This is a genomic window from Streptococcus oralis ATCC 35037, assembly GCF_900637025.1.
GTDB classification, from domain to species: Bacteria; Bacillota; Bacilli; order Lactobacillales; family Streptococcaceae; genus Streptococcus; species Streptococcus oralis.
Window position 1 is genome coordinate 837,589 of sequence record NZ_LR134336.1, and the last position, 21,876, is coordinate 859,464.

The following is a 21,876-nucleotide window of genomic DNA, read 5'->3' on the forward strand; positions in this document are numbered from 1 at the left end:
AAAATTCCCCGCTACAAAGGCAGGGGAATTTTTATGGTTTTGATAAAAGAATGGTTGTTTGTTTTGACAGGTCTTCAAATGTTTCCTGACTCAGTTTGGAATCTGAAACGATGGTATCAATCTCTGAGATATTGTAGAAAGTGTAAAAATCAAACTTATTAAACTTGCTGTGGTCTGCTAGTAAGTATTTTTTATTGGCATTGTTCAAGGCGATTCGTTGTACCTCACCCTCTTCTTCACTGAAAGTAGCAATTGCCTTATCCTTAATACCATTACAACTTACAAAAGCTTTAGAAAACTGAAGGTTGGTCAAATCCTGTAAGGTAAGTGTCCCTACAAAAGCACCAGTGATGGAGCGATAATTTCCGCCAATCAAGATCAAATCTGTTAGTTTTCGTTCGTTTAGGATTAGAAAAACTGGAAGACTGTTTGTTACAACACGAATATTATCGATAGGGAGCTCACGAGCAAAACATTCTAAGGTTGTTCCTGGCCCGATAAAAATAGTTTCACCTTCGTCAATCAAATGGCCGGCAAAACGGCTGATTTCTTGTTTTTCAGCAATCTGCAAGCCTTGTTTTTCAACGTTTGAGCGTTCGTTGTTTAAGAGAGAACCTGTACGAAGTTTTTCAGCGCCACCGTGCACACGAACCAGCAAATCCTTATCTGCTAGTTCTTGTAAATAGCGGCGAGCTGTCATATCTGACACATCAAGACTCTCCATAATCTCTTTTACAGTAATAGTGCCTTTTGTGTTTACTGCTTCTAGAATACTATCTAGTTTTTCTTGCTTTAGCATCCTTATCACCTCGATTTCTACTATTATTATCTTACCATAAAACCCTCAATCAATCAAATAAAAAAACAAAATAAAACAAAAACAAAAATATCATGGTTGTTTTAAACAAACCATGATATTTTGAATGATTGGTCAAATTAGTCTAAACCGTAGTTGTAATCCTCGTCTTGCATGGCTTCAACTTCACCAAGGAGGTAACCATTTCCGACTTGAGAGAAGAAGTCGTGGTTAGAAGTTCCTGTTGAGATTCCGTTCATGACGATAGGATTGACATCATCTGCAGAATCTGGGAAGAGTGGATCTTGTCCTAGGTTCATAAGGGCCTTATTGGCATTGTAACGAAGGAAGGTTTTGACTTCCTCAGTCCAACCAACACCGTCATAGAGACTTTCTGTATAACCTTCTTCGTTCTCATAGAGGGTATAGAGCAGGTCGTACATCCATTCTTTGAGCTTTTCTTGCTCTTCTTCAGGCAATTCATTGAAACCAAGTTGGAATTTGTAACCAATATAAGTTCCGTGAACAGACTCATCACGGATAATCAGTTTGATGATTTCCGCAACGTTGGCCAGTTTGTTGTTACCGAGATAGTAGAGTGGGGTAAAGAAACCTGAGTAGAAGAGGAAGGTTTCAAGGAAGACACTGGCTACTTTCTTTTCTAGTGGGCTACCATTGAGATAGATTTCATTGATGATTTCCGCTTTTCTTTGTAGGTAGGGGTTAGTGTTGGTCCATTCAAAGATTTCTTCGATTTCAGCCTTGGTATTCAAGGTCGAAAAGATAGAAGAGTAAGATTTTGCATGGACAGATTCCATAAATTGGATGTTGTTAAAAACAGCTTCCTCATGCGGTGTACGGATGTCGGAACGAAGAGCCTGAACCCCTGTTTCAGATTGCATGGTATCAAGAAGGGTCAAACCACCAAAGACTTTTCCAACCAGGTCTTTTTCTTTGTTTGATAGTTTTCTCCAGTCGTCTAGATCATTTGACAAGGGGATACGCGTATCGAGCCAGAATTGCTCTGTCAGCTTTTCCCAAGTTGATTTGTCGATGACATCTTCGATGGCATTCCAGTTAATGGCTTTGTAGTAAGTTTCCATTTGAAATCTCTTTCTGTATGTAATAATGCGATTGTCAAATCATCTCTATTTTATCATAGTCTGAGAAGAGTATCGCACAAAAAGTCGGAAGCCCGACTTTTTAGTTTTTCATAGTATTTAAGATACTTATCAAGTTTTTTCTGGTGGGTAACTTAATCAGTAGTCTGAGAAAATGTGGTTGCCTCAGATAAAAATTAAATCACACAGCTTTCACATTGGTTAGCACCAACTTCTCCACCGTCGTCTGTAAAGGTACGGACGTAGTAGATAGACTTGATTCCCTTGTTAAAGGCATAGTTACGAAGGATAGACAAATCACGTGTCGTTTGTTTGTTTTCCTTCTTCCATTCGTAAAGACCTTTTGGAATGTCGCTACGCATGAAGAGAGTGAGCGAAAGCCCTTGATCTACGTGCTCAGTTGCAGCCGCGTAAACATCAATCACCTTACGCATATCCATGTCATAAGCAGAAGTGTAGTAAGGGATAGTGTCTGTTGACAAGCCTGCGGCAGGGTAGTAGATCTTACCAATTTTCTTCTCTTGGCGTTCTTCGATACGTTGTGTAATAGGATGGATAGAAGCAGAAACGTCGTTGATGTAGCTGATAGAACCATTTGGAGCAACAGCTAGACGGTTTTGATGGTAAAGTCCATCTGCTTGAACCTTTTCTCGAAGTTCAGCCCAGTCAGTAGCGCTTGGAATAAAGACATCTTTAAAGAGCTCTTTGACACGGTCTGATTTTGGAACAAATTCGCCTGTCACATACTTGTCGAAGTAGCTTCCGTTAGCATAGTCTGATTTTTCAAAGTTGTGGAAGGTGATACCACGTTCACGCGCGATGTTATTAGATTCTACCAAGGTCCAGTAGTTCATAAGCATAAAGTAGATGCTTGTAAATTCAACTGACTCAGCTGATCCATATTCGATCAGTTGTTGGGCAAGGTAACTGTGAAGTCCCATTGCACCAAGCCCAAAGGTGTGGGCCAAGCTATTTCCGTGGTCGATAGTAGGAACAGCTACGATGTGTGAACTATCTGTAACGAAAGTAAGGGCACGAACCATAGCGCGGATAGAACGACCAAAGTCAGGTGACGTCATCATGTTGACCACGTTGGTTGAACCAAGGTTACATGAAACGTCCGTTCCCATTTGAAGGAATTCTTGAGCATCGTTGATCAAGCTTGGTTCTTGAACTTGAAGAATCTCGGAACACAAGTTACTCATGATAATCTTTCCATCGACAGGATTTGCACGGTTAGCCGTATCAATGTTGACGACATAAGGGTAACCAGATTCTTGTTGCAATTTAGAGATTTCAGTTTCCAAATCACGCGCCTTGATTTTTGTCTTGCGGATGTTTGGATTTGCGACCAATTCATCGTATTTTTCAGTGATGTCGATGTAGTTGAACGGTACACCGTACTCAAGCTCTACAGAGTAAGGGCTAAAGAGATACATTTCTTCATTTTTACGAGCTAATTCGTAGAATTTATCGGGCACCACAACACCGAGTGAAAGGGTCTTTACACGAACTTTTTCATCAGCATTTTCTTTCTTAGTGGAAAGGAAGGCGATGATATCTGGGTGAAAGACATTGAGGTAGACAACCCCAGCACCTTGACGCTGACCCAATTGGTTAGAGTAGGAGAAACTGTCTTCGAAGAGTTTCATAACTGGTACGACACCAGAAGCAGCACCTTCATAACCTTTGATAGGTGCGCCAGCTTCACGAAGGTTGCTGAGGGAAATTCCCACACCACCACCGATACGTGAAAGTTGGAGAGCTGAGTTGATAGAACGGCCGATAGAGTTCATATCATCAGTTACTTGGATTAAGAAGCAAGATACCAACTCCCCACGACGAGCACGACCAGCATTCAAGAAGGAAGGAGTAGCAGGTTGGTAGCGTTGGTGGATGATTTCATTGGCAATATCAGTCGCAATCGCTTCATCCCCGTCAGCAAAATAAAGTGCATTAAAGAAGACACGGTCTTCCATACTTTCAAGGTAGTATTCACCGTCATTAGTCTTCAAGGCATACTGGTTGTAAAACTTATAGGCAGCCATGAATGATTTGAATTGGAAGTTTTGGTCTTTGATAAATTGATGCAATTCTTCCAAAAACTCTGGACGGTATTTCTTGAGAAATGCAGTTTCGATGTAGTTGTGTTCAATGAGGTAGTTGATTTTATCAGTAATTGAATCAAAAACCATGGTATTTGGAACCACATTTTCTTTAAAGAAGGCATCCAAGGCTTCCTTATCTTTATGAAGCATGATTTGTCCATTGACAGGACGGTTGATTTCGTTATTGAGACGGAAGTAGGTCACGTCCTCAAGATGTTTTAATCCCATAAAATTTCCTTTATCTAATTACAAAAGAAAGGCCTCTAAGTTAGCCCTAGAAGCAATCTCTTCTGGATGATGTACTAAGATTATGCTAATTGTTTCAGTTTTCCTGGTTGGAAGCCTGAAAAGACTTCAGTTGGTGTTTGGATAACAGGAGCTGCACTGAAACCGAGCTCTTTAACTTGATCGATGTACTCTGGTTGCTCGTCGAGATTGATCTCACGATAAGCGACATTGTTGCTGTCCAAGAAACGCTTGGTCATCTTACATTGGACACAGTTGTTTTTAGAATAAACGGTTACCATTTTCGTAACTCCTCTTTCAAAATAGATTACTTTCTTAGTATATCAGAAAAAAAAACTTTGTCAAACTTTTTAAACTAAATCTTGTGCTAAAAAGTTACAGTTTTAAAAACAAAGCACAAGATATAGTGTTTTGTAAGAGTGTAAAATTGGGTTTTCATTGAACTATCAAAGTTTATCAAAACAAAAAAACTATATACTGTATATTGGTAAGATAAATAGAAGATTTTCAGCAAGTTATCAGAAAGGAAATAGAAGAAAGTCCATAAAACACTTGAAAAATAATCTAGAAGGTGATATAATACAGTCTTGTAAGGGTTATCACATATAATCCAAAAAAGAAATAACTAAAGGAGAGTCAAACTATGGCTTCTAAAGATTTCCACGTAGTGGCAGAAACAGGTATTCACGCACGTCCAGCAACATTGTTGGTTCAAACAGCTAGCAAATTTGCTTCAGATATCACTCTTGAATACAAAGGTAAATCAGTAAACCTTAAATCTATCATGGGTGTTATGAGTCTTGGTGTTGGCCAAGGTGCTGACGTTACAATTTCAGCTGAAGGTGCAGATGCTGACGACGCAATCGCTGCTATCACTGAAACTATGGAAAAAGAAGGATTGGCATAAGGAAAATGACAGAAATGCTTAAAGGAATCGCAGCATCTGACGGTGTTGCAGTTGCAAAAGCATATCTACTCGTTCAACCGGATTTGTCATTTGAGACTATTACAGTCGAAGATACAAACGCAGAAGAAGCTCGCCTTGATGCCGCTCTACAGGCATCACAAGACGAGCTTTCTGTTATTCGCGAGAAAGCAGTAGGTACGCTCGGTGAAGAAGCTGCTCAAGTTTTTGACGCTCACTTAATGGTTCTTGCTGACCCAGAAATGATCAGCCAAATCAAGGAAACAATCCGTGCGAAGAAAGTGAATGCAGAAGCAGGTCTGAAAGAAGTAACAGACATGTTTATCACTATCTTTGAAGGCATGGAAGACAACCCATACATGCAAGAACGCGCAGCGGATATCCGCGACGTGACAAAACGTGTATTGGCAAACCTACTTGGTAAAAAATTACCAAACCCAGCTTCTATCAATGAAGAAGTAATCGTGATTGCGCATGACTTGACTCCTTCAGATACAGCTCAATTGGACAAAAACTTTGTAAAAGCTTTTGTAACCAACATTGGTGGACGTACAAGCCACTCTGCTATCATGGCACGTACGCTTGAAATTGCAGCAGTATTGGGTACAAACAATATCACTGAAATCGTTAAAGATGGTGACATTCTTGCCGTTAACGGTATCACAGGTGAAGTTATTATCAACCCAACTGATGAGCAAGCGGCTGAATTCAAGGCTGCTGGTGAAGCTTATGCGAAACAAAAAGCTGAATGGGCTCTCTTGAAAGATGCTAAAACAGTAACTGCTGATGGCAAACACTTTGAATTGGCTGCCAACATCGGTACTCCAAAAGACGTTGAAGGTGTCAATGACAACGGTGCAGAAGCTGTTGGTCTATACCGTACAGAGTTCTTGTACATGGATTCTCAAGACTTCCCAACAGAAGACGAGCAATACGAAGCTTACAAGGCTGTACTTGAAGGAATGAACGGTAAACCTGTTGTCGTTCGTACAATGGATATCGGTGGAGATAAGGAGCTTCCTTACTTCGATATGCCTCACGAAATGAACCCATTCCTTGGATTCCGTGCTCTTCGTATCTCTATCTCTGAGACTGGAGATGCTATGTTCCGCACACAAATCCGTGCTCTTCTTCGTGCGTCTGTTCACGGTCAATTACGTATCATGTTCCCAATGGTTGCGCTCTTGAAAGAATTCCGTGCAGCGAAAGCAGTCTTTGACGAAGAAAAAGCAAACCTTCTTGCTGAAGGTGTTGCAGTTGCGGATAATATCCAAGTTGGTATCATGATCGAAATTCCTGCAGCAGCAATGCTTGCAGACCAATTTGCTAAAGAAGTTGACTTCTTCTCAATTGGTACAAACGACTTGATCCAATACACAATGGCAGCAGACCGTATGAACGAGCAAGTTTCATACCTTTACCAACCATACAACCCATCAATCCTACGCTTGATCAACAACGTTATCAAAGCAGCTCACGCTGAAGGAAAATGGGCTGGTATGTGTGGTGAGATGGCTGGTGACCAACAAGCTGTTCCACTTCTTGTCGGAATGGGCTTGGATGAGTTCTCTATGTCAGCAACATCTGTACTTCGTACACGCAGCTTGATGAAGAAATTGGATACAGCTAAGATGGAAGAGTACGCAAATCGTGCCCTTACAGAATGCTCAACAATGGAAGAAGTTCTTGAACTTCAAAAAGAATACGTTAATTTTGATTAATCGAAAAGTCCTTGCAACGCAGTTGCAGGGATTTTTTGATATTTTTAAAAGAATTTTCAAGAAAATCTTTCTTATAGAAAGTCCAACCTTGAAAAAGTAGTGGTCAGAATAAAAAAATACTTAACCGGTTCATAAAATCCTTGACAAGTTGGAGATTTAGGGGTAAACTATTAACCAGTTAAGTAAAAGAAAGGAGTTTCTGCAATTTAGGAATGAATTGCAACTAGAAATATCGAAAAGAAAGTGAGTTTCAATGAAAATTAATAAAAAATACCTTGCTGGTTCTGCGGCAGCTTTAATTTTAAGTGTTTGTTCTTACGAGTTGGGACTTTATCAAGCTAGAACGGTTAAGGAAAATAATCGTGTTTCCTATATAGATGGAAAACAGGCTGCGCAAAAAACAGAGAATCTGACTCCTGATGAGGTTAGCAAGAAAGAAGGCATCAATGCGGAGCAAATCGTCATCAAGATAACAGACCAGGGCTATGTCACTTCACATGGTGACCACTATCATTATTACAATGGCAAGGTTCCTTATGACGCTATCATCAGTGAAGAGTTGCTCATGAAGGATCCAAACTACCAGCTCAAGGACGAGGATATTATCAGTGAAATCAAGGGTGGTTATGTTATCAAGGTAGATGGAAAATACTATGTCTACCTTAAGGACGCAGCCCATGCGGATAATGTTCGTACGAAAGAAGAAATTAATCGACAAAAACAAGAGCATAGTCAGTATCGTGAAGGAGGAACTTCAGCAAACGATGGTGCGGTAGCCTTGGCACGTTCACAAGGACGCTATACCACAGATGATGGCTACATCTTTAATGCTTCTGATATCATTGAAGATACTGGTGATGCTTATATCGTTCCTCACGGCGACCATTACCATTATATTCCTAAGAGTGAGTTATCAGCCAGCGAATTGGCTGCCGCAGAAGCCTTCCTATCTGGTAGAAGTGGTCAATCAAATACGCCTACATATCGCCGTACCAATAACAACAGTGCTAGCAGTGATATAGATAGATGGACCCCATCCTATAATAATCAAGGTAGTGGCTATACGAACACAAACACGGCTAACAACAGTAGCGACGATAACCAAGCAAGTCAGAGTGATGAGGATATTGATAGCCTTCTGAAACAACTTTACGCCTTGCCGCTCAGCCAACGACACGTAGAATCTGATGGTCTTGTCTTCGACCCAGCACAGATTACAAGTCGAACAGCTAGAGGAGTTGCTGTGCCTCATGGGAACCATTACCATTTCATCCCTTATTCACAGATGTCTGAATTGGAAGAACGAATCGCTCGTATTATTCCTCTACAGTACAGTTCGAACCATAGGGTGCCGGATTCAAGACCAGAACAACCAAGTCCACAACCGACTCCGGAACCTAGTCCAAGCCCGCAACCTGCACCAACTCCTCAACCAACTCCAAGCAATCCAATTGACGAAAAATTAGTTAAACAGGCTATTCGAAAAGTAGCTGACGGCTATGTCTTTGAGGAGAATGGAACCTCACGTTATATTCCTGCCAAGAAGCTTTCAGCAGAAACAGCAGCAGCCATTGATAGTAAACTAGCCAAGCAAGAAAGTTTGTCTCATAAACTCGGAGCTAAGAAAACCAATCTCCCATCTGATGATCGAGGATTTTACAATAAGGCTTATGATTTACTAGCAAGAATTCATCAGGACTTACTTGATAATAAAGGGCGCCAAGCTGATTTTGACGCTTTGGATAAACTGTTGGAACGTTTAAATGATGAAAGCAGTGATAAAGTCAAGTTGGTGGATGATATCTTGGCCTTTCTAGCACCGATTCGTCATCCAGAACGTTTAGGAAAACCAAATGCGCAAATTGCCTACACTGATGATGAGATTCAGGTAGCCAAGTTGGCAGGCAAGTATACAACAGAAGATGGCTATATCTTTGATCCTCGTGATATCACCAGTGATGAGGGGGATGCCTATGTAGCTCCACATATGACCCATAGTCATTGGATTAAGAAAGATAGTTTGTCTGAAGCCGAAAGAGCGGCAGCCCAGGCTTATGCTAAAGAGAAAGGTTTGACTCCTCCTTCAACAGACCATCAGAATCCAGGAAATACGGAGGCTAAAGGAGCAGAAGCTATCTACAACCGCGTGAAAGCAGCTAAGAAGGTGCCGCTTGATCGTATGCCTTACAATCTCCAACATACCGTGGAAGTTAAAAACGGTAGTTTAATCATTCCTCATTATGATCATTACCATAACATAAAATTTGAGTGGTTTGACGAAGGACTTTATGAGGCACCTAAGGGGTATACTCTTGAGGATCTCTTTGCGACTGTCAAGTACTATGTCGAACATCCAAACGAACGTCCGCATTCAGATAGTGGTTGGGGGAATGCAAGTGACCATGTTCAAAGAAACCAAAATGGTCAAGCTGATACCAATCAAACGGAAAAACCATCAGAGGAGAAACCTCGTACAGAAAAACCTGAGGAAGAAAAACCTCGCGAAGAGAAACCTCAGAGTGAGAAACCAGAATCTCCAAAACCAACTGAGGAGCCAGAAGAAGAATCACCAGAGGAACCAGAAGAACCTCAGGTTGAAACTGAAAAGGTTGAAGAAAAACTGAGAGAGGCTGAAGAGCTACTTGCAAAGATCCAAGACCCCATTATCAAGTCCAATGCCAAAGAAACTCTCACTGGCTTAAAAAATAACCTGCTATTTGGCTCCCAGGACAACAATACTATTATGGCAGAAGCTGAAAAATTATTGGCTTTGTTAAGGGAGAGTAAGTAGTTGTAACAACATTTTCTAACTCCTAAAAACAGGATAGGAGAACTAGAAAAGTTAAAATCGAAAATGAGAACAGAATGTAAGTTCTAGTTCTCATTTTTTTCATGAAAATATGTAAAATATCTTGACATATAGTGTAAATAAAGATAAACTATTTACTAGTTAATTAAATGGTTAAATACTAGTTAAGGAGTAACGATGAAAAAAAGAACATTTCTATTATTAGTGGTAGGTCTCTTGGTTCTTGTCTTAGGAGCATGTAGCCAAAAAGAAAAACAAGAAGCAAAAGGGATGAAGATTGTAACAAGTTTTTACCCAATCTATGCCATGGTCAAAGAGGTATCAGGTGACTTGAATGACGTACGGATGATTCAGTCAAGTAGTGGGATTCACTCCTTTGAACCGTCAGCAAATGACATTGCTGCTATCTATGATGCAGATGTCTTTGTCTACCATTCTCATACGCTCGAATCTTGGGCTGGAAGCCTAGATCCTAACTTGAAAAACTCAAAAGTTAAAGTTTTAGAAGCTTCTGAAGGAATGACCTTGGAGCGTGTACCAGGTTTGGAAGATGTAGAAGTAGGGGATGGAGTTGATGAAAAGACACTCTATGACCCTCACACTTGGTTAGATCCAGAAAAAGCAGGTGAAGAAGCTCAGATTATCGCTGACAAACTTTCGGAGATTGATAGTGCTAATAAGGAAACGTATCAAAAGAATGCTAAAAACTTTATCGCTAAAGCCCAAGAATTGACTAAGAAGTACCAGCCTATTTTTGAAAAAGCGAGTCAAAAGACCTTTGTTACACAACACACAGCCTTTTCTTATCTCGCTAAACGCTTTGGTTTGAAACAACTTGGTATAGCAGGGATTTCCCCTGAACAAGAACCAAGTCCGAGACAACTAACAGAAATTCAGGAATTCGTTAAGACCTATAAGGTTAAAACCATCTTTACTGAGAGCAATGCTTCTTCTAAAGTCGCTGAGACCTTGGTCAAATCAACAGGAGTTAGCCTAAAGACACTCAATCCTTTAGAAGCAGATCCTGAAAATGACAAAACTTACTTAGAAAATCTAGAAGAAAACATGAATGTTCTTGCAGAAGAATTAAAATGAGGAGATGATGAAAATGAAGAAGAAATACCTTGCAGCAGGATCGGCTCTTGTCCTTTCCCTAAGCCTTTGCATCTATGCATTGAACCAACACCAGGTAGAAGGAAACAAAGATAATAACCGTGTGTCTTATGTCGATGGGAAGCAAGATTCTCAAAAAACAGAGACCCAGACACCAGATCAAGTTAGCAAAAAAGAAGATATTCAGGCTGAACAAATTGTCGTGAAAATCACCGATCAAGGTTATGTGACTTCACATGGTGATCATTTCCATTATTACAATGGTAAAGTTCCTTTTGACGCGATTTTCAGCGAAGAACTGTTGATGAAAGATGCCAATTATCAACTGAAAGACGCTGATATTGTCAACGAAATCAAAGGTGGCTACATTATCAAGGTTGATGGTAAGTATTATGTCTACCTTAAAGATGCGGCTCATGCTGATAATATTCGTACGAAGGAGGAAATTGAGCGCCAAAAACAAGACCATACTCACGACGCACCAACTTCTAATAGTGCAGTGGCGCTTGCTCAATCTCAAGGTCGCTATACAACTGATGATGGCTACATCTTTAATCCTTCTGATATTATAGAGGATACTGGAGATGCTTATATCGTACCTCACGGTGGACATTACCACTACATTCCAAAGAGTTCCTTGTCTGCTAGCGAATTAGCTGCTGCCCAAGCCTACCTCTCTGGAACTAGAACTCAGCAGAGTGTGACTAACTATCGTCCTAGTCCAAACGAAACTGGTCAAACTACCAACCAAAGTCAACAGGCTGAAACACCAAGTAATCAAGCTGAGAGTCTTCAGAGTCTATTGCAACAGCTCTATGCTCTTCCAAGTAGTCAACGTTATGCTGAATCAGATGGCTTGATTTTTGACCCTGCTAAGATTTCAAGTAGAACGCCGAGTGGTGTGGCGATTCCTCACGGAAATCACTATCATTTCATCCCATATACAAAACTTTCTGCCTTGGAAGAAAAGATTGCGCGTATGATTCCTTTATCTAGCGACGGTGGGAAGCCAACACCTTTGGAAAATCCAAGCAAACCAACAGAACATCCAGCTCAACCAGATCATCATCATGACCAAGACGGTAACCATGGAAGTCAGGATACCAACCACGAAGATCATGACCATGATGGAGAGGAGCATGACCATCACCACGGTGAAGAACATGATCATGGTTTTGCAGCTGACCGTGTTATTAGTGAAGATGAGCAAGGGTTTGTAGTTTCTCATGGAGATCACGCTCATTATTTCTTTAAGAAGGACTTGACTGCAGCCCAAATCAAAGCTGCCCAAGATCACTTGAAAGAAAATCATCAGTCTCAGCACGTTCAACCACTTGCAAAGACTGTGGAAAGTTTCTCAAGAGATGCTAGCGATGAAGAAAAAATCAAGTATATCTCACAGACCTACGGAGTACCGCTTGAAGCGATTCGCATTTCAAATGGATTCTTTGTCTTTGGAAATCCGGATCAAGCCTATGATCCAACCCATATCCATCCCTATGCTGTTCGAAAAGAACATGTTCGTATTCCTCTCCAAACTGGGAACCCAGAACTGGATTTCCTAAATGAACTGTATACAACTGCCCTACGTGATGGGGTATCTCCTTATAGTTTACAGGTAGAAAGTGGTAGTTTTGTGATTCCTCACGGAGACCACAATCACTACATCAAGGTTCAAACTAAGGGCTATGAAGTAGCTTTGAAAAATAAGATTCCGGCCCTACAATCGACCTATCAACCTGGAGCATTTGATGAACAAACAGTTCTATCTAAGGTGGATCAACTGTTAGCAGATAGCAGAAGTCTCTACAAAGACCAGCCAATCATGCAGAGACGGGTTGAACTTGCTTTGGGGCAATTCACCGAAAATATGAAAAAACTGGCAACAAACTCAACTGCTGGATACCTAGCAGCCTTGGATCTCTTTGATAAACAGTATATCCATGTGGATCAAAGTATGGCACCGGTTGAAACTTCACCTTTAGATAAGAAGTATCAAGCCCTTGTAGATAAGATCAATACACTGGATACAGATACTTATGGCTTGCCTAAGAAAGATCTTTTGGTACATTTGCAGGAAGCAAAACTAGCACAGGATGAGACAGAGTTGACTGCGATTGAAGCGAAACTGCAGGCCTTGCAAGATTTCCGAGATCGGACAGGGGTTACAACAGTAGAGTACATCAAGTACTTCTACGAACATGTGTCTGATGGTCGTTTGAGAGAAGAACTTCGGAACCGTGTTGCCAAGTTGACATGGGAACTTTACCAGTCACAATCTTTCCTCAAAGCAACCGACTTGAACAAGTTATTCCCAACTATTTACCAAACTAAGTTAGAAGTAGAAGAAGCTCTCAAAGAAGAACCCGTTTCTACAAAAGTTGGTAAGACTATTCTAGATACGGAAAAAGTAGATAGTCAAACTGCTAAGACCGCCATCTATGAATTCCTAAAAGAACTCTACGGTGATTTTATGCCAGAAGAGCGGGTTAGTCATGTTAAGAAGGAAGAAGTGGATGCTCTCCTAACTAAAGCTGCTCAACTCCTAGCACGTGTCAAAGAAGATGGTGTCAAACAATCCCTAGCTGAAGAAGCAGCTAATATCAAAGCGGCTACTGAAAAGGAAAATGCAGACCTTGACGAAGCTAAAACACAACTTGAGGATCTCTTGAATCGTATTGCAGCGACTATCCAACGAGAGAAAAAAGAAGCAGAACAAGATCCACAAACGGTGATTATCTACCAAAAACTCTATAATATCTTGCTCTCTCTTCACAAGTACTTAGAGGATAACAAAGGATCTGATGCTGACTTTGAACGTGTCGATGCCCTTTTTGATCAACTCGCAGCTAAAAGTAGTGATAAAGAAGGTCTCCTCACTCTAGCTAAAGATATCATTAGCTTGAACCAAGAACTTCGTTCAAAAGCAAGTGAAACTGACAGTCAATCTAAGTCTGAGAAAGGCAGTGAAACAACTGCTTCTCAATCAAGCGAAAAGCAAGAGAAAAGTGAGACTGAGCCAAGTGCTCAACCAAACGAATAAAAAGAAAGACGAAGTAGCTGAGCTACCTCGTCTTTTTTAGTCTTTATAAGCTACAATACCAATGATGGTATCCACCGCACGCTCCATGGTCTGAAGACTCACGTATTCAAAACGTCCATGCATGTTTTCACCACCAGCAAAGATATTAGGAGTTGGGATCCCCATAAAGGAAATCTTAGACCCATCTGTTCCACCACGAATTGGTTCGATAATTGGCGTGATTCCCAGATCCTCCATTACGGCTTTGGCAATGGTTACAGGAGTCATGTCTTTCTCAATGACTTCCTTCATATTGTAGTACTGGTCTGTCAGAGTTAAGGTCACGCGATTATTCCCAAGCTCTTGATTCATCTTGTCAGCGATGGCTTGCATAGCTGCTTTACGAGCTTCAAAGGAATCCTTTTCAAAATCTCGAATGATGTAGCTTGCACGCGCCTCCTCAACACTACCTGACACATCCATAAGATGATAGAAACCTTGATAACCATCTGTCAATTCAGGTCGGTCATTCTCTGGAAGTTGATTATGAAAATCAATCGCTAGCTGAAGGGCATTGACCATCTGTCCTTTAGCAGTACCAGGGTGAACATTGCGCCCTTGGAAATGAAGCTCAGCAGCAGCTGCTGAGAAAGTTTCATACTGAAGCTCACCTAGCGGACCACCATCAACAGTATAGGCAAAGTCAACGTTAAAGTCTTCAGCATCAAATTTGTTAGCTCCAACACCGATTTCTTCATCTGGTCCAAAACCAACTCGAATCTCACAGTGTTTGATTTCGGGATGAGCAGTCAGATATTCAATAGCAGTCATAATTTCAGCAATCCCTGACTTGTCATCAGCACCCAGCAAGGTCGTGCCATCAGTTGTGATAAGCGTTTGGCCTGGATATTTCTCAAGGCTCTTGAAATCAGCAGGATCGAGTTTAAATCCAGAATCACCCAAGTCGATAACTCCACCATCGTAATTTTCAATGACTTGCGGATTAACTCCCTCAGCATTAAAATCAGCAGTATCCATGTGGGAGATGAAGCCAATCTTGCGTGTAAGGCTGGGATCATTAGCTGGTAAGGTACCAATAGCAAAACCATTTGGAAGGTAGTAGACGTTTTGCAGACCGACACGTTTCATTTCAGGAATAAGAACATTGGTCGCAAAATCTACCTGGCTTTGCGTACTTGGAGTAGTAGTAGAGTGTTCATCAGAACGCGTATTGACCTTAACGTAGGTCAAGAAACGATCTAAAAGGTTCGGATAAGTCATAAAAACTCCTTTAACAATCATAAAATAGAATGCAAACTTCGGAAAAAACCTTATTCTGAAAATTTCATGAATTTTGAAAAAATATAATAATTCAAATTCAATAGACTTTTAAATGAAATTTTGGATATTCTAGAATAAAATATATGCATTGATATTTTATGAGATTTTTTTATTCTTTTTTCATTTTACCATAGAATAGTTTGAAAGACAAAGAAGAATCATACTCTTTTATTAATTAACATAATATAAAATTAATCATATTAATTGACACTGCGTGAACTTTATTGTACAATTATCTTGTAAATGTCCTAGATTGATATAGTAACAATATTAGTACATTCTAGTTAAGGAGAATAAAATGAACATTCGCTTCGATTTTAAGAAAGTTCAAATTATTGCACGCCGTTTAGTTACACTGTTAGCTATTCTCTTTTTGTGTGCTCCGATAAGTCTGTTAAATGCAGATTCTACTACAGAACCTCAGACAACTCTTCACAAGACAATTACTCCGATATCAGGACAGGATGACAAGTATGAGTTGTCATTGGATATCACGTCCAAACTGGGAACGGAGACCCAAACGGATCCCTTGGATGTTGTTTTAGTAGCAGACCTCTCAGGAAGTATGCAGAATCAGGATGTCCAATCTTTTGATGGACGGACGATCAGTAGGATTGACGCATTGAAAAATACTCTAAGAGGAACAAATGGTCGTAAGGGCTTAATTGATACCATTCTATCCAATTCCAATAACCGCTTATCTATGGTAGGATTTGGTGGGAAAATTGACAATAAAAAGGTTGATCAGTATTGGGATGGAAATAAATGGAGACTATTTAGACCATACTGGCCCTATGAACGGATGACAAAATACTATGATGGTGTTTCACCATGGGATGATGCTAACACGATTTTAGGATGGAGTAACAATGCTCGTGCTGCTAAAACAGCGGTATACAACATGAGTATTGCAGGAGGTAATTCCATTGGTACTGAGTCAGGGATTGGTACTGGGACCAATATTGGGGCTGGATTAACCTTGGCCAACCAGTTAATGGGAAGTGCAAGATCTAATGCTAAGAAAGTCGTTATTTTGCTTTCAGATGGCTTTGCGAATATGGTCTACGATGCCAATGGTTACACTATATATAACTACAATAACGAAGATCCTAATATCGAAACAGCTCCCCAGTGGTTTTGGGATAGATTAAATAATAATCTAAATAGTCTATCATATAGCTTGGCTCCAACACTTGATGGTTTCTATTCGATTAAATTTCGTTATTCAAACAATGTCGACAGTATTACCAGTCTGCAATATTATATGAGGCAACATAATGCCTCCATTCCAAATGAAATATTCTCTGCAAATGATGAAGACCAGTTACGGGACAGTTTTAAAGATATCACTGATAAGATTCTGCCACTGGGAATCCACCATGTGTCCATCAAGGATGTTCTTTCTAAGTATGTCCAGCTATTACCGAACGGATCGTCAGAGTTTCGTGTAGTGAAAGAAAAGGATGGTAGCAGTGAAATATTAACTGAAAATCAAGTAACTTTTGATACCAAAACAACCTCAGAAGGATTAGTGGAAGTTACGGCAAAATTTTCTCCGAATTATTCCTTAGAAGATGGAGCTAGATATGTCCTAAAATTCACTGTTACATCTAGTCAAGAAGCCCTGGATGCCATTGCTGGTGATAAAAAACTAGAGGCTGGTGATGCTGAGGGTTCTGATGTCAATAAACTCTACTCCAATAAAGGTGCTAGTGTCACCTATTCCTATGGAATAGGCAACTCTCAAACCAAGACCAAAGAATACTCTGACAACCCAACATTTAAGCCTTCAGATCCATTAACGGTACCAGTGGAAGTTGAATGGCAAGGTGTGACGGGTGCGAGAACTGTTATTACAGCTGATCAACCGAGTAATGTTGAACTGAAACTGGTTCAAAAGAACAAGAACGGAGGTTCTGATAATCAAGACTATCGAAAGACAAATGTGAATGTTAGTAAAAACGTATCTAATGAAACGAGGAACTTTGAAAAAGTTGCCAAAGGATATCAATACGATTTAATTGCACCCGATGTCCCAGCCTTTACCAAAGAAATAAAAAATGTTGGTACAGAATCTAACCCATCCTTTAAGGTAATCTATAAACAATTGCCAAGTCTGACGATTAAGAAAGTGTTGGAAGCTGAAAATAACTTGAACAAGGAGTTTAGGATTAAGGTAAAACTAACCTCTCCTGATTCTAAGCCATTGAATGGAACTTTCGGAGAGATAACTGTTGTGAATGGTGAAGCGGAGATCCGTGTCGAAAAACGAAAGCGTTGGAGAGGCATTCTAAGCTATCTTCCTCGAGGAACCCATTACAAGGTTGAAGAAGAAGCGGCATCAACGAATGGTTACCACGTTACATATGAGAATCAAGAGGGTGATCTGAATAAAGACGAAACAAGCACTGTCACGAATCACAAGCTTCCAAGTTTATCCGTTACAAAAAAGGTTACGGGTGTATTTGCCAACCTATTAAAATCCTTCAAGATTACCATTAACATCAGGGATGCTCAGAATAGTCCATTGAATGGAACCTATACTGCAACGGTGAATAATAAAAGAACCCCTCTGCAATTTACGAATGGTCGAGCGTCTATTGATCTAAACAAAGATCAAACCATAAAAATTGATGGACTTCCACTTGATAGTCACTATACCGTAGAAGAGGAAACAAACTCTTCTCGTGGATATCAGGTATCTTATGAAAATCAAGAAGGCAAACTGGATGGGGATAAGTCCGCGACAGTCACGAATAATAAGAACAGTGTACCTGAAACCGGAGTTGACTTCCTCAGCAGTACACTCATGTTAGGAATAATCCTTCCTCTAGGAGGAATCTTCTTTACAATCCTACTCGGCTATCTAGTGGTACATAGGAGAAAATAATGCTACTTAAAAAGAAACATAAGAAAACAGTAACACAAGTCAATCGGGATAAGTCTCCGCCGAGTGTATGGGGAGATATCCTCTACTTAGTCAGTAAGCTTCTGATGGTTGGGTTTGTACTAGCCACCCTTTACTTTTTTGTCTTTGGACTATTGAGATACAATGACGATGGCATGAAGCCAGCCTTAAAAGATGGCGACTTGGTTGTCTACTATAGGTTGGATAAACGTTATTCGATTGGTGATCTGCTCGTCTATAGTTATAAGGGCAAGGAAAGAGTGGCGCGTGTCATTGCAACCGAAGGAAGTACGATCGATATAAACGAAAATGGTCTCATCATCAACGGTTCTCCTCAACAAGAGCAGGATATCTACAAAGAAACGCTGCTCTATAAGGAAGGGGCTACCTTCCCAATGAAAGTCCCAGCAGGACAACTCTTTGTCCTCGGAGACAATCGAACAACGGCTGTAGATAGTCGTGCTTTTGGAACCATTCCTATACAGGATACCCATGGCAAGGTGGTAACAGTCCTAAGGCGACGGGGCTTTTGATGACAATTTATGAAAAAAGAAATTAAAAAATAAAAGGAATAATCATGAAAAAAACATTTTTGAAAAAATTAGTTACTGCAAGTATTGCAGCTGTAACCGCCTTGTCGGTCTTTAGAGGAGTGCCAACATTTGCGGATGATAATGATGTGGCGACTGCCAAAGCAACTGGTGAAACAAGTGCAAAAGTTTCTATTAATAAGGTGTTGAACATTGCTGAAGGAATTACAACACCTGAAGCAACTTTTACATTTACTTTCACCCCTAAAACTGGTACATCATCAAATGGTGCACCCTATGAAACAATTGATTCTTCTAATGGTCAAATTACAGATAAAAATGTATCTTATTCTGGAACAGACGTTTTAGCAACTGGCCAAACTAACATTAAGAAAGATACCGGCGATATTTTTAGAGAAGTGAACTATACACATGCTGGTGAATATGTCTATACTGTTGCTGAAAAACAAAATGTTGGTTGGAAAGTTATTCAAAAAAATGGTTCACCTATTGATTTTATGACATATGATAATCGCAACTATGAAATGCACGTTATTGTTAAGAACAAAACTACAGGAGGAACATATATTTCTTCTGTGTATTTTAAACAAGTATCCCCAAGTGTGAATGGTAAAGTAAAACCATCTGAAAGTGGAACTACTTACAAATATGATCTTTTCACTAACATTTATCGTAAAAATGCTGGTAAAATTACAGATCCAAATGAACCAAACCCTAATAAACCAAATGTTTCAAAAGTTGACCCAAATGCTAAATCTTTAGTAATTAAAAAAGTTGTATCAGGTGCTACTGCAGATAAATCAAAAGATTTCACTTTCAAGCTTACTTTCACAAAAGCATCTACAGAAACTTCACAATCAATCACTGGTAAAATCGGTGAAACCTCAAAAACATTTGTCTATGGTCAAGAAACGACTATAACACTACGTCACGATCAATCTTTAGTGTTTGACACAATTCCTGCTGGTACTCGTTATAAATTGGTTGAAACTGGATCTCAAGGTTACACAGCTTCAGCTGCATATAAGGAGAACGGAGCATCAAAAAATCAAGCTGGTACAGTTTCTACAAATTTCACTCAAGATAGTATCCTTATTGGTGAAAAACCAAACGATAACACTATCACAAATAGCTTACCAGACGTTACCCCTACTGGTCTCTTGATTGACAACCTTCCTTTCATCTTGATGATTGGTCTTGGTTTGGCTGGATTTGTTGTTTTGTCTAAAAAACGCAGACAAGCTTAGGCAACTGGTTTGACCGATGAAAATCAAGCGTGAGAAACCAAAAAGGAGTTTGTCTAGGCGTCTGGTCCTTGCTGTAGATGCATTGATGAATCATATCTTGCTCCTCTTGACAGCCTTAGTCTTTCTCTTTGGTTTCTACGCCCTTTGGGATGCCAATCAGGTTTATTCTCAGGCTTCATCAAGTGAGTATGAGGCCTATAGACCAGTGAGTACCACTGAGAAGGATGAGCTTGCTAGTTTTTCTGGCTTTCACAAGCTACAGCAAGTCAATCCAGAGGTTATCGGTTGGATCAATGTCTATGGCACCAATATCGACTATCCCTTAGTCCAAGCCAAAGACAATGAAAAATACCTGAACAAGGATTCCAAGGGAGAATTTGCAGCTACAGGAGCTATTTTCCTTGAGGCTCGAAATGAATCCAAGTTCGAAGACTTTAATACCATCATCTACGGGCACCATGTAGAAAATGGGGTTATGTTTGGAGATGTAGCAAAGTTTTCTGATAAGGAATTCTTTGACCAGCATCGCTACGGTAGTATTTACTATAATGGCGTTGAAAAAGGTCTTGAGATCTTTGAAATGCTCGAGGTAGACGCCTATGACTTTAACATCTATGATCCAGGTATTAATGGAGATGATCGGCGCCAAGAATATATCGATCACTTACTCTCGGTTGCCATTCACAAACGAGACATTACACTGGGGCCAAATGACCATATCATCCTTCTCAGTACCTGTTTCCTAGACGTAACAAATGGGAGACATATCGTAGTTGCCAAGATTACGGATACGGTTCCAAAGAACACCTTCCATACGAAAAAATCAAAACCATTTCCTTACAGCGTCTTTGATGATTCGTCGCTCGGACGATTTCTCTCATCGATTCCTTTGTGGATATGGTATATCATCTTATTTATCTTGCTCTTGCTATTGATCTTCTTGCTCATCATCCTCTACTTGATCTTGCGTCGTAGAAGAGAAGCAAAGGAAGAAGGGGCAGATACCATTACTGACTAAACTACCAATAAAAGAGAAAGGGACAGCCTCTCTTGCTCTTTTATTTTCAAGGCTAGAAAGGAGAAAGAAGGAAATATGAAAACAAGTACAAGTCGCGAAGCCATAAAGGCCATTCTATCCCTCTTTCTAGCTTTTTTCTGTCTTTTTACAGCTGATAGAGCTCTTGCGAGCGACTACGATCATTATAATCCCATTGAAAAGGATGCCAGCAGTACGGGCTTTGAAACCTTGCAACACCTCAACAAGGATGTTTGTGGTTGGATTAGCCTCGATGGGACCAAGGTAGACTATCCTCTCTTACAGAGTCAGGACAATGTCAAATACCTTGACCGCAATGCCTTTGGCGATTATACTGTGTCAGGTTCTATATTCCTAGACTATCGTTTTAACCCAAATTTTACGGACTTTAACACCATCATTTATGGTCACTCCATGGCTTCTGGTGCTATGTTTGGGGAGATTCAAAAATTTGCGGATCAAGATTTTTTTGAAAAGCATCGTTATGGCTCTATCTATTATAACGGCCGTGAACGAGGGCTTGAGATATTTGGAATTTTAGAAGTAGATGCCTATGACACGGAGATTTACCGAATTTTGAGTTCCAACGATGAGGAACACCAGGCCTACTATCAATATTTGCTAAGTAAAGCCAAGTACAAGCGAGATGTTTCCTTGACCTCAACGGACAAGATTGTTTTATTAAGCACCTGTTTCCTTAATATTACCAACGGACGGCATATCCTCTTAGCTAAAATAACGGATGCACCAGTAAAAGCAGCCCAGGATAAAAGTGGGGAAGCAGTAGGGACGCGGTATTTCGATCAAGGCCTACCAACGCATTGGATTTATATCCTTGCCTTTCTTCTCCTGATTATCGTTATTTTACTCCTTGTCGTTATCATCCTAATCATAAGGCGAGATAGAAAGACAAAAGAACAAAAGAAATAGTA

At 40.2% G+C, this 21,876-nt stretch carries 15 protein-coding genes; 10 read left to right on the top strand and 5 right to left on the bottom strand.

Annotated elements, in window-relative coordinates:
• Window positions 1-31 precede the first annotated feature (31 nt).
• The 4 genes from EL140_RS04230 to nrdH all read right to left on the bottom strand — a co-directional run bounded on the left by EL140_RS04230 (window position 32) and on the right by nrdH (window position 4,552).
• A complete protein-coding gene (locus EL140_RS04230; RefSeq protein ID WP_000917585.1) occupies window positions 32-799 on the bottom strand; it encodes a DeoR/GlpR family DNA-binding transcription regulator in 768 nt (255 codons plus the stop codon).
• 137 nt (window positions 800-936) lie between these two features.
• Window positions 937-1,899, bottom strand: a complete 963-nt coding sequence (gene nrdF / locus EL140_RS04235) for a class 1b ribonucleoside-diphosphate reductase subunit beta (RefSeq protein WP_000451378.1) — start codon at window positions 1,897-1,899, stop codon at window positions 937-939.
• A 194-nt stretch (window positions 1,900-2,093) separates the two neighbouring features.
• Complete coding sequence (nrdE, locus tag EL140_RS04240; protein WP_000523274.1) at window positions 2,094-4,253, bottom strand: class 1b ribonucleoside-diphosphate reductase subunit alpha; 2,160 nt, start codon at window positions 4,251-4,253, stop codon at window positions 2,094-2,096.
• An 80-nt stretch (window positions 4,254-4,333) separates the two neighbouring features.
• On the bottom strand, window positions 4,334-4,552 hold the full coding sequence (nrdH, locus tag EL140_RS04245; protein ID WP_000259240.1) for a glutaredoxin-like protein NrdH: 219 nt from the start codon (window positions 4,550-4,552) through the stop codon (window positions 4,334-4,336).
• A 362-nt stretch (window positions 4,553-4,914) separates the two neighbouring features.
• Here nrdH and EL140_RS04250 point away from each other — a divergent pair, with 362 nt between their 5' ends.
• From EL140_RS04250 to EL140_RS04270, 5 genes are all read left to right on the top strand, one after another.
• Window positions 4,915-5,178: a phosphocarrier protein HPr gene (locus tag EL140_RS04250; protein WP_000146948.1), complete on the top strand. Its 264-nt coding sequence runs from the start codon at window positions 4,915-4,917 to the stop codon at window positions 5,176-5,178.
• A gap of 5 nt (window positions 5,179-5,183) precedes the next feature.
• A complete protein-coding gene (gene ptsP / locus EL140_RS04255; RefSeq protein ID WP_000138129.1) occupies window positions 5,184-6,917 on the top strand; it encodes a phosphoenolpyruvate--protein phosphotransferase in 1,734 nt (577 codons plus the stop codon).
• A 253-nt stretch (window positions 6,918-7,170) separates the two neighbouring features.
• Window positions 7,171-9,708, top strand: coding sequence for a pneumococcal-type histidine triad protein (locus EL140_RS04260; protein ID WP_000700239.1), 2,538 nt, complete (start codon window positions 7,171-7,173; stop codon window positions 9,706-9,708).
• A gap of 195 nt (window positions 9,709-9,903) precedes the next feature.
• Complete coding sequence (locus tag EL140_RS04265) at window positions 9,904-10,821, top strand: metal ABC transporter solute-binding protein, Zn/Mn family (protein WP_000747428.1); 918 nt, start codon at window positions 9,904-9,906, stop codon at window positions 10,819-10,821.
• A 13-nt stretch (window positions 10,822-10,834) separates the two neighbouring features.
• Complete coding sequence (locus EL140_RS04270) at window positions 10,835-13,882, top strand: pneumococcal-type histidine triad protein (protein ID WP_000731459.1); 3,048 nt, start codon at window positions 10,835-10,837, stop codon at window positions 13,880-13,882.
• A gap of 36 nt (window positions 13,883-13,918) precedes the next feature.
• On the opposite strand, the gene pepT is transcribed toward EL140_RS04270, so the two are convergent.
• Window positions 13,919-15,142 carry a peptidase T gene (gene pepT, locus EL140_RS04275; RefSeq protein ID WP_000222028.1) on the bottom strand — a complete coding sequence of 408 codons (1,224 nt, stop codon included), beginning with the start codon at window positions 15,140-15,142 and terminating at the stop codon, window positions 13,919-13,921.
• Between the two features lie 358 nt (window positions 15,143-15,500).
• On the opposite strand from pepT, the gene pitA reads away from it, so the two are divergent.
• The 5 genes from pitA to srtB (EL140_RS04300) all read left to right on the top strand — a co-directional run bounded on the left by pitA (window position 15,501) and on the right by srtB (EL140_RS04300) (window position 21,874).
• Window positions 15,501-18,092 carry a PI-2 pilus tip adhesin PitA gene (gene pitA, locus EL140_RS04280; RefSeq protein ID WP_001026096.1) on the top strand — a complete coding sequence of 864 codons (2,592 nt, stop codon included), beginning with the start codon at window positions 15,501-15,503 and terminating at the stop codon, window positions 18,090-18,092.
• Window positions 18,092-18,643 carry a PI-2 pilus system signal peptidase SipA gene (gene sipA, locus EL140_RS04285; protein ID WP_000924790.1) on the top strand — a complete coding sequence of 184 codons (552 nt, stop codon included), beginning with the start codon at window positions 18,092-18,094 and terminating at the stop codon, window positions 18,641-18,643. The genes pitA and sipA overlap by 1 nt, the downstream gene beginning before the upstream one ends.
• A 44-nt stretch (window positions 18,644-18,687) precedes the next feature.
• Complete coding sequence (locus tag EL140_RS04290) at window positions 18,688-19,908, top strand: DUF7601 domain-containing protein (protein ID WP_000750686.1); 1,221 nt, start codon at window positions 18,688-18,690, stop codon at window positions 19,906-19,908.
• A gap of 16 nt (window positions 19,909-19,924) precedes the next feature.
• Complete coding sequence (gene srtB, locus EL140_RS04295; protein WP_002874528.1) at window positions 19,925-20,926, top strand: PI-2 pilus system class B sortase SrtG1; 1,002 nt, start codon at window positions 19,925-19,927, stop codon at window positions 20,924-20,926.
• Window positions 20,927-21,001: 75 nt separating this feature from the next.
• Window positions 21,002-21,874, top strand: a complete 873-nt coding sequence (srtB, locus tag EL140_RS04300) for a PI-2 pilus system class B sortase SrtG2 (protein ID WP_000858435.1) — start codon at window positions 21,002-21,004, stop codon at window positions 21,872-21,874.
• The last annotated feature ends 2 nt before the right edge of the window (window positions 21,875-21,876 follow it).